Consider the following 12,635-nt stretch of genomic DNA (forward strand, 5'->3'; position numbering starts at 1 on the left):
GCCGGAAAACCGGCGCATTCAGAATGCACTTCAAGGCACATCGACGTTAAAGAGAAAGGGGGTACGGCCGATACATCCTCCGTGCACCTCCCGAGAACGTCCATGTACTCACGCATTTTCATCCGTCTGGCCGCCCCCCTGGCTCTGACCCTGCTGCTCCCCTTCGCCATCGGATTCGAATGGCCAGCCGCCCTGCGCTGGGCGATCCTGACCACGATGACGCTGAGCTGGCTGGGCTTTGCGTGGTGGACCACCCGCGCACAGGCGCATCGTTCCCCGGAACATGCCCGCGTCCTGCGTGAGCAGGATCAGCTGCTGACCGAACTGCGCAACTTCGTCGGCAATGAAATCGACGGTTCGCGTGGCGAAGTCGAGCGCGCCCGCGACCTGATCCGCCAGGCCGTTTCCAGCCTCGGCGGCAGCTTCGATGCGATGAACCGCAAGTCGCGCCAGCAGAGCCAGGCCCTGTCGCGCATCGTCGACCGCGCCGGTGATGAAGGCAGCGCCGGTCTCGACGTTGCCCGTTTCGCCCAGCACGCCAGCCATCGCATGGAGCAGTTGGTGGAAGCGCTGGAGCAGGTGAGCGGCCAGAGCAGCACCACCGTGCAGCACATCGACCAGATGGCGCAGCACCTGGATGGCATCTTCGCGCTGCTGGAAGACGTCAAGTCGATCGCCGACCAGACCAACCTGCTGGCCCTGAACGCCGCCATCGAAGCCGCGCGTGCCGGTGAAGCCGGTCGTGGCTTCGCCGTGGTGGCCGACGAGGTGCGCAACCTGTCCGAGCGCTCGACCACCTTCAACGAGCAGATCCGCAAGCTGGCCCACAGCTCCAAGGACGCCATTGCCAAGGTGCGCGAGACGGTCTCGCACATGGCCTCGCGCGATATGGACCGCTCCCGTGAAGCGCGCCAGGAAGCGGCGGCGATGCTCGACAACGTGGCGCAGATCAATGCGTCGCTGGGCGATGGCATGCGCGAAGTGTCCGATTGCGCCCGCTCGATCGATGGCAGCGTGGCCGAGGCCGTGCGCGCCCTGCAGTTCGAAGACATCGCCACCCAGGCGCTGGGCGGCGTGCACACCCACCTGGACCGCCTGACCGCGATCAACCGCGAAGCGGTGGCGTTGCAGGAGCTGCTGCACCGCAATGGCGGCGTGTTCGACGAAGAGATCGCCACCGCCCTGCAGCGCACCGGCAGCCGCCTGCGCGAACTGCGCAGCGAATGGGAACGCCCGCCGCACAAGCCGGTTGCCCAGCAGAGCATGGGCGCCGGTACCGTCGAGCTGTTCTGATCCTGATGTCCGCTGCCGTTGCCGGCAGCCCGCAAGGCCCCGGTCACACCGGGGCCTTTGCCTGTAACCTGCCGTTGGATGCATCCTGTACGCGCACCATGACCTTGATCCGCGCCCTGCCCTCTCTCACCGATACCGAGCGCCCGCGCAACGCGAGCGTGCGTGAGCAGCTGCAACAGCTGGAAGAGGTCGCACGCGAAGAGATCCGCGAGCTGCAGCAGCTGGCGGATGCGCGCCCGGCGCCGTCCCGCGCGGACGAGGAGCTGCTGGGGCTAGCGTGGGACCTGGGCCTGGAAGGCGAAGCGCTGAGGTAGATCCACGCCATGCGTGGATGGCTTTACCGCCACCCCCTGCAGAACCATGGCATGATCCGTCCACGCCGCCTACGGCCGGACACGGAGTGTCGTCGCATGAGCACCACGTTCATGACCTGGCTGGGATTTGCTGTGATGGTGCTCATCGCGGTCACCTTCACCTGGCGCCCCGCCTACGCCACTTTGCGGCCACCCCGGCATAGACCTGTCGCCTTCCTGTTCGGCAGCCTGCTCTTCATGCTGATGGCCTTTCTATTTGCCTGGGCGCCGGCAACTGCCATCAACACCGGGCATGTCCATCTAAGCCATCACCGCTCCGGCACCATTGATGCATGGCGGGACATCGAGCCGATGACCTTCTGGCTGATCATCGTCGCGGAGTACGCGATCGGGCTGTTGATCGCCAGCTATTCCATTGCAGGCATTGCGTTGATGAACCGGTAGATCCACGCCATGCGTGGATGGCTTTCATCCGCCGGTGTGACGCCTGGCCCTCGCCGCAACATCCACGCATGGCGTGGATCTACCGGGGTGGCGAAATCGTTGTGGCATGATGCCCCGGTCCCGCTCATGGAAGACCGATGGCCATCGCCCTGATCGCCGTGATGCTGATCGAATTGCTGCTGCTGATCACCTGGGCACCGTTTTTCTATCGAACCGGCATCATCCTGTTCAATCAGCGCATCGCCGCCTCCCCCGCCGAGCTGGCCCAGCTGTCACTGGCTGGGCTGGAGCGTGACCTGCCCATCGAGCGATGGGTGAGTCCGGCATTCCACCCCCTGCCCGATGGCAGCGTGGCCTTCCGCGAGAGCTTCGCTCCGCACTTTGGCGGCCGCTATTTTCCGCTGATGCGCGGGCAGCTGGTGGTAGACAAGCGACGGCGCGAGGTGCGCGTGATCGGGCGTTGCAGCTGGTTCGCCCTGGTTATGACGGTGATGCTGCTGCCCATCATCCTGATGCACCCGATGGCCTGGCCCATGCTGGCCTTCCTGCTGGTGTTCCTTATGGGCTACCGCATCCAACTGCGCCGCTATGCCGACGTGGTGGAGGCGGTGCGTGCGCGGGTGCGCTTCGAGTTTCCGCAGCGGTTTGTCGACCCGAGGCGGTAGATCCACGCCATGCGTGGATGGTCGCGAGCACCAGCATCAGTGCCGACCAACGGTCGGCACCCACCATCGCGGGTTGCGGTAGATCCACGCCATGCGTGGATGGTCGCCAGCTAGCGCACCAGCACCACTTCGCCACTGGCGTCGGTGCACGCCGAGGTCGGCTGGGGCTGGCGCAACCATTGCGCCAGATCGCGCGGACTGAGTGGACGCGAGTACAGATAGCCCTGGATCTCATCGCAGCCCTGGCGGCGCAGCATGTCTTCTTCCTGGTGCGTCTCCACGCCTTCAGCCACCACCTTCATGCCCAGCGCGTGGCCCAGATGCACGATGGCCTGGGTCACTTCGGCCGTGCCTGAATCGTGCAGCATGCCCTGCACGAAACTGCGGTCGATCTTCAGGCGCCCGACCGGGAAGCGGTTGAGGTAGTTGAGGTTGGAGAAGCCGGTGCCGAAGTCATCCACCGCCAGCGGTACGCCATGCCGTTCCAGCACATCGAAGCAGTGGCGCAGGATGTCGGTGTCACGGATCAACGCCGACTCGGTCAACTCCAGCTCCAGCCGTTGCGGAGGCCAGCCATGGGCATGGCAGATCTCGATCACGCGCTCGGCAAAGCCCCGGTCGCGCAGCTGCACCGCCGAAACATTGACCGCGATGCGGTCGAAACGCAGTCCGGCGCGGTCCCAGGCCGTGGCCTGCCGGCAGGCTTCGTTCAGTACCCAGTCGCCGATGCGCACGATCTCGCCGCACTTCTCGGCAATGGGAATGAACTCGGCCGGGCTGCAATAGCCGATGCCCGGTCGATGCCAGCGCAGCAGGGCCTCGATCGCCGGCGGCTCGCCATGGTGCGCATGCAGCAACGGCTGGTACGCCAGGCTGAACTCTTCGCGTTCGATCGCGCCGTGCAGGCCGTGCTCCAGCTCAAGCCGTCGCTGGATGCGGGCCAGCGCGTCCTGGCTGTAGTACTGGTAGGTGTTGCGGCCGGCTTCCTTGGCCGCGTACATGGCGGCGTCAGCAGCACGCAGCAGTGAATCGAAGTCGGTCTGTGCATCGCCCAGCATCGCGATGCCCACGCTGGCGCCCACCTTCAGGGTGGTCTCGCCCCGGCGCAGCGGTTCGGCCAGCGAAGCAATCAGCTTGCGCGCCACATGCCCGGCGTCCTCTGGCTCAGCCAGGTCGCGCAGCACGACGATGAACTCGTCGCCACTGAAGCGGCCGAACAGATCGTTGTTGCGCAGGTTCTGGTGCAGCCGCGTGGCAGCCGCCTTCAGCAGCGCATCGCCGGTGGCGTGGCCGAAGCTGTCGTTGATGGTCTTGAAGCCGTCCAGGTCGATGAACAGCATCGCCAGTGAAGTGCCGCGATCACGCGCTTCCTCGATGGCCTCGGCGGTCTGCTCGCCAAGCAGCACCCGGTTTGGCAGACCGGTCAGCAGATCGTAATGGGCCAGCAGTTCAATGCGCTCGTTGGCCTCGCGCTCGCGGGTGATGTCACGGAACAGCACCACGAAGCGCGGCGGCAGGCCATCGCGCCGGTCCAGTTCAACCAGCACCTGCACCCATACCCGCAGGCCGGACTGGCGATAGAAGCACAGGTCCAGCTGCTCGGGCAGCCCACCATTGGCGATCCGCACCAACGCCGCCTCGAAGGCGTTGCGCGAATCCTCGGTATACAGCGCCAGCGCCTGGTCGAGGGTGATCGGCTCCTTGCGCAGGCCGTGGATGCGGTAGCACTCCTCGGTCCACTGCATGTGCCGGGTCTGCACTTCGATCTCGCAGCCGCCAATGCGGCCCAGCGCGGAAACGCGGTTGAGCAGTTCGGTACGCCAGCGGATCAGCGCATCGGTCTGATGCTGCTCGGTGATGTTCTGCACCTGCCCGAGCAGTCGCTTGGGCTGCCCATCGAGGTCCATCAAGGGCTGCATCCACAGCCGCAGGTGTTGCGAGGGCTCGCTGCCGCGGGTCAGTTCCAGTTCGAGGTTGGCGGCACGACCATCGCGCCACAGTCGCCGCCAGGCCGCGCGCAACGCACCACGCGAACGCGGATGCAGCTGTTTCAACCAGCGCCGCTGGCCGGGCACGGCGCCCTGCTCCAGCGCCAGCAGCGAGCGCAGTTCTGGCGACCACCAGAAATGGCCCGTAGTGGGGTCGAACGACCAGCTGCCCATGCTGGCGATGCGCTGCGCCTCACTCAGGTGCAGCTGCTGTTCCTGCAGCAGCGATTCAAGCTGCTTCTGTTGCTGGATATCGGTATGCGTGCCGACCATGCGCAACGGCTGGCCGTCGGCGGTACGCGCCACCACACGGCCGCGGTCGAGTACCCACCGCCACTGGCCGTCGGCCTGGCGGAAGCGGAACTGGGCGCTGTACTGCTCGCTCTGCCCGCGCAGATGTTCGTCCAGCGCCGCGCGTACCTGCACGATGTCGTCGCTGTGCACGCGTGACAGCATTTCGGTGGCCGTCTCGTCCCCGAGTGCCGGGGTCCTGGCCACGCGGTCGCTGGGGATATCCCAGTCCCACAGGCTGTGGCCCGCACTGTCCAGTGCCAGCTCCCACCGCCCACCGCCATCAACCGGTACCGGCTCGGGAATGCTCAGCGTGAAGGCCAGCAGATTGCCGGCACCGTCATGCACGGCACGCAGGTGGCCGTCGTAGTGGCCACGTGGGCCGCCCGGCAACGTACACGCCACGATGCCGCCATCGGCGGCCATCAGGCGCAGATCTTCCAGCATCGGCGCATACGCTGCCACGGTAGCCGGCAGGCCATGCTCGCGCGCAGCCGGATTGGCAGCCAGCGGGCGCCCGGTACGGTCGACGATGACCAGCGCCGACGCAAGCGGGTGCTGCAGCAGGCTGGCGATGATCCCTTGGTCCACGCGATCTTGCTCCGGATGACACGCCCGTCAGCGGGGCACGCAGTGGTTAACGGCGCCTGCGGCGGATAATTGAGTGGTCAGGGCACACCTGCGCGGTAAGATGGCCGGCGCCCCTTTCATCCACGCCGTCCATGCCCGTAGAACCGACCGGCAACGCCCCTGTTCCCGACCCGCGGATGGCGCAGGCGCTGAGCCGTGACCGGCGGCGGGTGGTGCTGAGCTACCTGGTGATGGCACTGGCCTGGATGATCGCGTCCGACAGCGCCGTGCAGGCGCTGGTGCCCGACCCACAACAGGCCGCGGTATGGCAGAGCGTGAAGGGCTCGTTCTTCGCGCTGGCCAGTGCCGGCCTGCTGTACCTGCTGTTGCGCCCGCTGGCCGAGCATGTGCTGCATACCCACGCCCGCCAGCAGGCCTCCGAACTGCGCCTGCGGCAGATGTTCGAAGGCAATCCCGGGCCGATCCTGGTCTACGACCTGGACACGCTGGCCATCCTCGACGCCAACCCCGCCGCCTGCAGCACCTTCGGCTGGGAGCGCGACGAACTGCTGGAACAGCGCATCGATGCGCTGTGGCCGCCGGGCCAGGACCAGGCCCTGCAGACCAAACTGGAGGCGATCCGCGAAGCGCCGGAGGAGCTGTGCATCCTGCGCACGCAGCTGCAGCTGCGCGATGGCAGCCTGCGCCAGATGGAACTGCGCTCGAACGCCATCAGCTACGACGGCCACAACGCGCGCCTGCTGATCGCCATCGACCGCACCGCCGAAGACCTCGCGCAGCTGCGCCGCGACCAGGCCCTGGCGCGCGTGGAAGAGGCGCATGAGCTGGCCCGCATCGGCGCCTGGGAACTGGACCCGTCCAGCGGACTGGGCCGCTATTCCAACCAGGTCTATCGCCTGCTCGGGCGGCGCCCGCCCGAGGCCCGGCGCTGGCACCGTTTTGACGAACTGCTTGTGCCGGCCGACCCGGCCACCGCCGCCCAGACCGAGCAGCTGCTGGCCGATCTGTGCTCGGGCGACGCGGCGCAGGTGGATGTACTGCTGCCGCTGCTGTCGATGGATGGCCGTGCATTGATGGTGCACCTGCGCGCCACCAGCGGCCTGGATGAGGCCGGCCGCGATCGCGTGCTGGGCACCCTGCAGGACGTGACCGAGCATGAACAGTCGCGGCGCCTGCTGCGCGAGCGAGAGGAGCAGTTCCGCGAACTGGTGCGGGTGCTGCCCGACGGCGTGGTGATCCTTTCCGACGAACACGTGCTGTACACCAACGCCTGGGCCGCCAGCCTGTTCGGCTATGGCACCCACACCCTGCTGGGCGAGCCGCTGTCGGCACTGGTGGCGGCCAACGACCTGGCCCGCGTGCGCAGCCAGCTGCGTGCCGGGCAGCCGCACCTGGGCCCCGGGCACAGCAGCGTGGTGGCGATGCAGCGTGCGGACGGCCGCAGCTTCCATGCCGGCCTGGCGGTGGGCGAAGTGCGTTACGGCGGGCGCGACTGCAAGCTGCTGATCGTGCGTGACCTGAGCGATGCCGAGCGCACCCGCAGCGCACTGGAAACCAGCAACCGCGAACTGCAGGCGATGGCCGGCCGCCTGTTCTCGCTGCAGGAAGACGAGCGCCGTGCGATCTCGCGCGATCTGCACGACGACATCGGCCAGGCGATCACCGCGATCAAGCTTTCGGCGTATGCCGCGCAAGATGAGGACGACCCACAGCGCCGCGCCGAGGACCTCGCGCAGATCGTCGGGCTTGCCGATACCACCGTGGCCAAGCTGCGCGACATCTCCACCCTGCTGCGCCCTCCGCAGCTGGACGCGCTGGGGCTGGAAGCCGCATTGAGCTGGCAGGCGCGCGTGCTGTTCCGCTCCTCACCGGTGGAACTGCTGGCCGAGATCGAGCCGCTGCCGCACCGCCCCGACAACAGCATCGAGCAGGCCTGCTTCCGCATCGCCCAGGAAAGCCTGACCAACGTGCTGCGCCACGCGCGCGCCAGCCAGGTGCAGCTGCAGCTGCGCGACGTCGGCCAGCGCGGGCTGCACCTGCAGATCCGCGATGACGGCGAGGGCTTCGACCCGGATGGCCCGCGCGGGCTGGGCCTGATCGTGATGCGCGAGCGCGCGCAGAGCGTCGGTGGCCATGTGCGGATCGAGTCGGCGCACGGCGAAGGCACCCTGATCGACGTCCACCTCCCCTACCAGGCGGCCAGCATGGCCGCCGTCGAGTCACCGGAATACTGAGCCTATGTGGAATCCCAACCTGCCCCCGGTCAGCATCGATGATGCCCCCGACCGCCTCGGCGCCGGCAACCCCGAGCTGCAGGCGATGGTCGCCGAGGCGGCGTCCGGCGGCACCACGCTGATGCTGATGCACGTGGACATCGACCACTTCGCCTCGGTCAACGAGAACATGAGCGCCGAGGTGGGTGACCAGGCCCTGGTGCTGGTGGCGCAGCGGTTGCAGTCCTACCTGCGCGGGCGCGGCAAGCTGTGGCGCCACGGCAGTGACGAGTTCCTGATCGCGGTGCCGCGCACCGCCGACGTACCGCTGCCGGAGGACTTCGCCGAAGAAATCCGCCAGCAGATGGAGCTGCCGCTCTCGGTGCTGCCGTACACGCTGTTCATGACCGGCAAGCTGGGCGTGAGCCTGTGCCCGGAACATGCCAGCAGCACCTCGCGCCTGCTGGACCATGCCGAGGACGCGCTGTATCAGGCCGCGCGCGAAGGCGGCAACGCGGTACGCATCCATGCGGTGGACACTCCGCCGAGCGCACACAGCGAGAGCATCATCGCGCGCCAGATTGTCGATGCCATTCCCAATGGCGAGCTGAAACTGCGCTACCAGCCGCTGGTCAGTGCCCGCGACGGCCACGTGGTGGGCATGGAAGCGCTGCTGCGTTGGCAGTCCCCTACCCTGGGCATGCTGGTGCCGGAACGTTTCATGCGCACTGCCGAGCGGCTGGGCATCATCGTGCAGATCGGCACCTGGGTGCTGGAAGGCGCGCTGAAGCAGGCCCGGCTGTGGCGCGACCAGGGCTTCGATGACTTCACCATCGCGGTCAACGTATCCACGCTGCAGCTGCTGCGCCCGAATTTCTTCGCCGAAGTGATGTCGCTGCTGCAGGCCGCAGGCGTACCTGCGCAGATGCTGACGCTGGAGATCAACGAAAGCGCGCTGACCAACAATGTCAATTTCGTGCATGAAACGCTGGCCAACCTGCGCAATGAAGGCATCAGCCTGAGCCTGGACAACTTCGGCACCGGCGATTCGAGCCTGAGCGCGCTGGTGCGCTATCCGGTGGACAAGCTGAAGATCGACCGCAGCTTCATCAAGAGCGCACCGGCCGGCAACCGCGAGGCGGCCATCGCCCGCGCCATCATCGCCATGGGCCACCAGCTGGGCATGACGGTGATTGCCAATGGCGTCGAATCGCAGGCGCAGCTGGGCTTCCTGCGCCGCAACGACTGCGACGTGTTCCAGGGCTATCTGTTCGGCGAACCGATGTCGGCCGATGCCGCCGGCATGACCCTGCGCCGCCGCTACCTGCGCCCGGAGGCCTTCGCCGAGACCCGCCCGGACCGCACGCTGTTGCTGCTGGACGACGAAGAGAACGTGCTGCGCTCACTGGTGCGCCTGTTCCGCCGCGATGGCTACCGTATCCTGGCGGCGGGTAACGTGCGCGATGCGTTCGACCTGCTGGCGATCAACGACGTGCAGGTGATCCTGTCCGACCAGCGCATGAGCGACATGAGCGGCACCGAGTTCCTGGGCCGGGTGAAGATGCTGTACCCGGACACGATCCGGCTGGTGCTGTCCGGCTACACCGATCTGAACACGGTGACCGACGCGATCAACCGCGGCGCGATCTACCGGTTCCTGACCAAGCCCTGGAACGACGATGAGCTGCGCAAGCACATCCACCAGGCGTTCCGCACCTATGAGGAACAGCGCCGCAGCAATGGCGGGCCGGCACCGGTTGAAACCGGCGACGGCGGCGAGGATCGCCCGCTGCGGTGACGATCCCCTCTGGTAGAGCCGGCCGCTGGCCGGCTGCTCTGGATGTCGGGTTCAATGAGGCTGCCGGCCAGCGGCCGGCACTACCATCAGCGGTCAGCGCGGCTGCTTGATCGGCAACACCACGCGGAAGCGCGAGCCGACACCCGGCGTGCTGTCCAGGTCGATGCGGCCGTGGTGCTTGTTGATGATGCTGTAGGAAATCGACAAGCCCAGGCCGGTGCCGCTGCCCACCGGCTTGGTGGTGAAGAACGGATCGAAGATGCGCTGGCGCAGGTCCGGCGAGATGCCGCCGCCGGTATCCTCAAACTCGACCCAGACGTGGTCGCCGTCGACGCCTGTGCGCACGGTGATCGTGCCGCGCTCGGCAATGGCGTGGCCGGCGTTGAGCAGCAGGTTCATGTAGACCTGGTTCAACTCCGACGGCAGGCACTCCACCAGCGGCAGCTGGCCGAACTCGCGTTCCAGGGTGACCTTGTACTTGAGCTCGTTCCAGATGATGTTGATGGTCGATTCCAGGCCCGCGTGCAGGTCGACCAGCTTCCACGACTCGTCGCGGCCGGAATACGAGAAGTCCTTCAGGTCGCGCACGATGCGGGTCACCCGCTCGATGCCCTCGCGTGATTCGGCCATCAACTGCGGCAGGTCGCGGCTGATGAAATCGATGTCCAGGCGGTCACGGATATCGTCGATTTCCGGGATCAGCGCCTTCGGGTCCGGTGCACGCAGGGCGCGCTCGTAGGCCTCGATCACGGTGAACAGGCTGCGCAGGTATTCCTGCAGGCTGCCGAGGTTGGAATGCACGTAACCGATCGGGTTGTTGATCTCGTGCGCCACACCTGCGGCGAGCTGGCCGATCGACGCCATCTTCTCCGATTGCAGCAGCTTTTCCTGGGTGCCGTTGAGGCGCAGGTAGGCCTGGCGCAGTTCAGCGTGGCGCTGCTGCAGCTCGCGCTCGTAGTCTTCCTGTCCTTCGATGTGGCGGAACAGCGCCAGGAAGTGACCTTCGCCGACCGGACCATGATGGTACAGGTGGGCGATGACCACGCCCTCGCCCAGCGGCAGGCTGCCGTTCCAGTGGCCATGCTGTCGCGCCTGCTCCAGCACATCCGACGGCAGCAGCTCGCGCAGGCGCTGCGGCGGCGGCAGTGCGCCATCCTCGCCACTGGCCAGCAGGTTCTGCGCGGCCGGATTGGCCAGCGCGACCTGCCCGTCCTCGGTGAACAGCAGCAGGCCTTCGCGCAGGCGCTCAAGCAGCGCCTGCAGCACCGGCTGCGGCGGAAGGGGGGCGGTAACCAGGGCGTTGGCAGCGGACACGGCGACTCAGGGCGTTCGAACAGGCGCCCAATATACGCGGTCACGCAGCGGGCTTCAGCCCGCCGGAATACAGAGTGCGACCGCCGTCGCTTCAGGCGACAGCGAGCGGACGCCGTGCAGTGACGGTGTGCGACTGGCCCTTGGCGTCGTAGGCCGAGGCGTCTTCGGTGCGGCCCAGCTGGCGCAGTGCCCAGTTGACCTCGCGGCGGCGCCGCGACAGCAGCACGCCATTGGCGCGATTGCGCTCGGCCAGTTCCTGCAGCTGTTCGCCCTCCCCGACCGGCGGCGCGCCTTCCAGCGCACGCAGCGCCTCCAGCTTGGCGCCGGTGGCCCGGATCAGGGCGTGCACGTCGTGCTCGACCAAGGCCTGGCGTTCAACGTCCAGGGCCTGGGCGAGACGCTGCAGCGGCTCGCTCATCGCTGCGGTCATCCCTGCAGCTGCTGGTCCAGATCGAGCATGCGCGATGCGATCGCGTCCGGATTGATCTTGTAGGTGCCGTTCTGCAGTGACTCGCGCACGGCTGCCACACGCTGGGCGTCGATTGCCGGGGCGGTGGTCAGCTCACGCTCGATGGCCTGCAGGTTGGTGGCCTCGCCGGTCAGGCGCAGGCTGTCGGCCGCCTCGACCGGGCGCGCCGCCGCATCGGTGCTGACGCCGGGCTTGTTGGCCGGGGTCGTCACGCTGCGCAGTGCCTGGGGGACCTGCAGGTTGCCGTCGATTTTCTGGCTCATGGGGTGTCCTGGAGTTGCCGTTCACAAGGGATAACGGCCGCAGGGCCGTGATCTTTAGGGATATTCTGCGGTAATTCAACGCGCCACGATTACGTCACCTGCGGCATCGACCGTGCCCTGCACGATCCGCCGCGAGGACAGGTTTTCCACCGAGACCCGTTCGTTCTCACCTGCATCCCCCATCGCGCGGCCGGCAATACGGACCTCGACCGAGCCGCGACGCGACACCAGGGCCACATTGTCTCCTCGCTTGATGAGACGCTGGACCACCAGGTCATTGTTCGACAACAGGGTCCCGGCCTGCAAGGGACGGCGGGCGATGCGACCGACCGCTGCATTCGGGTCGGACAGTACCGCGCCGGCGATCCGGGCTGCATCGCGCTGGGCAGTTGTGATATCGGCGGCAGTGATGGTTTCTCCAGTGCCGATTCCACGATTGAGGACCAGCACGCTCTGGTTGCGCCGCACCTTCACCGGTACGAACAGGCGCCAGCCACCGGCGTCCGGGCAGCTGACCTCGACCGTGGTGTTGGCGGTGGGTTGCACCTGCAGCGCGCCACCGCACTTGGGCAGGCGCAGTGCGTCGGCGACCTGGGCCTCGCCCTCGCTGCCCGCCGGCAGCGTCGTCAACGCCGCGGCGCGGATGCTGGCTACCGGCTGCCAGTCGGCAGCGGCAGCCCACGGCGAGGCGATGGCCAGCGCGACGGCGAATAGGGATGTGACCCGGCGCATGACGCCTCCTGTCGTGGGGATCTGGCCCAGCTGCGTGCAAGGGGTGTGCCAAAGGGGCAGAGCCTCTTGGCCGGGATGGGATCGGGGGACCGAGGATGGGGATCGGGACGGGTAGAGTCGACTGTCAGTCGACTTTCGCGCGAAGCGCGGGATTTCCCGCGATCGGATAAGTGCGGTCGACTGACAGTCGACTCTACAAAACAAAAAGAGCAGAGGCGATGCGGAACACGCGTGTGGCAGACCACCCTCAAGTTCTGCCG

At 67.1% G+C, this 12,635-nt stretch carries 11 protein-coding genes; 6 read left to right on the top strand and 5 right to left on the bottom strand.

What is annotated here, in order from left to right:
- The first annotated feature begins 102 nt into the window (after positions 1–102).
- The 4 genes from ACMZPQ_RS08075 (at position 103) to ACMZPQ_RS08090 (ending at position 2,716) form a co-directional block, all read left to right on the top strand.
- On the top strand, positions 103–1,293 hold the full coding sequence (locus tag ACMZPQ_RS08075) for a methyl-accepting chemotaxis protein (protein WP_008268676.1): 1,191 nt from the start codon (positions 103–105) through the stop codon (positions 1,291–1,293).
- Between the two features lie 98 nt (positions 1,294–1,391).
- Positions 1,392–1,607 carry a hypothetical protein gene (locus tag ACMZPQ_RS08080; RefSeq protein ID WP_197580132.1) on the top strand — a complete coding sequence of 72 codons (216 nt, stop codon included), beginning with the start codon at positions 1,392–1,394 and terminating at the stop codon, positions 1,605–1,607.
- 96 nt (positions 1,608–1,703) lie between these two features.
- Positions 1,704–2,051: a hypothetical protein gene (locus ACMZPQ_RS08085; protein WP_197580131.1), complete on the top strand. Its 348-nt coding sequence runs from the start codon at positions 1,704–1,706 to the stop codon at positions 2,049–2,051.
- Positions 2,052–2,188: 137 nt separating this feature from the next.
- Positions 2,189–2,716 carry a hypothetical protein gene (locus ACMZPQ_RS08090; RefSeq protein ID WP_197580130.1) on the top strand — a complete coding sequence of 176 codons (528 nt, stop codon included), beginning with the start codon at positions 2,189–2,191 and terminating at the stop codon, positions 2,714–2,716.
- 110 nt (positions 2,717–2,826) lie between these two features.
- Here the strand turns inward: ACMZPQ_RS08090 and ACMZPQ_RS08095 are convergent, their stop codons facing one another.
- Complete coding sequence (locus ACMZPQ_RS08095; RefSeq protein WP_197580129.1) at positions 2,827–5,586, bottom strand: bifunctional diguanylate cyclase/phosphodiesterase; 2,760 nt, start codon at positions 5,584–5,586, stop codon at positions 2,827–2,829.
- Between the two features lie 131 nt (positions 5,587–5,717).
- Here ACMZPQ_RS08095 and ACMZPQ_RS08100 point away from each other — a divergent pair, with 131 nt between their 5' ends.
- Complete coding sequence (locus ACMZPQ_RS08100) at positions 5,718–7,820, top strand: sensor histidine kinase (protein WP_197580128.1); 2,103 nt, start codon at positions 5,718–5,720, stop codon at positions 7,818–7,820.
- A 4-nt stretch (positions 7,821–7,824) separates the two neighbouring features.
- A complete protein-coding gene (locus ACMZPQ_RS08105; protein ID WP_312647439.1) occupies positions 7,825–9,597 on the top strand; it encodes an EAL domain-containing protein in 1,773 nt (590 codons plus the stop codon).
- A gap of 93 nt (positions 9,598–9,690) precedes the next feature.
- Here the strand turns inward: ACMZPQ_RS08105 and ACMZPQ_RS08110 are convergent, their stop codons facing one another.
- The 4 genes from ACMZPQ_RS08110 to flgA form a co-directional block, all read right to left on the bottom strand.
- Positions 9,691–10,911, bottom strand: coding sequence for an ATP-binding protein (locus ACMZPQ_RS08110; protein WP_197584360.1), 1,221 nt, complete (start codon positions 10,909–10,911; stop codon positions 9,691–9,693).
- Between the two features lie 91 nt (positions 10,912–11,002).
- A complete protein-coding gene (locus tag ACMZPQ_RS08115) occupies positions 11,003–11,341 on the bottom strand; it encodes a flagellar protein FlgN (protein WP_006366325.1) in 339 nt (112 codons plus the stop codon).
- A complete protein-coding gene (gene flgM, locus ACMZPQ_RS08120) occupies positions 11,338–11,643 on the bottom strand; it encodes a flagellar biosynthesis anti-sigma factor FlgM (protein WP_197584362.1) in 306 nt (101 codons plus the stop codon). Before flgM ends, ACMZPQ_RS08115 begins: the two co-directional genes overlap by 4 nt.
- A gap of 75 nt (positions 11,644–11,718) precedes the next feature.
- A complete protein-coding gene (flgA, locus tag ACMZPQ_RS08125; protein WP_197584365.1) occupies positions 11,719–12,375 on the bottom strand; it encodes a flagellar basal body P-ring formation chaperone FlgA in 657 nt (218 codons plus the stop codon).
- Between the last annotated feature and the right edge of the window lie 260 nt (positions 12,376–12,635).

Source organism: Stenotrophomonas maltophilia (assembly GCF_047497515.2).
Lineage (GTDB): Bacteria > Pseudomonadota > Gammaproteobacteria > Xanthomonadales > Xanthomonadaceae > Stenotrophomonas.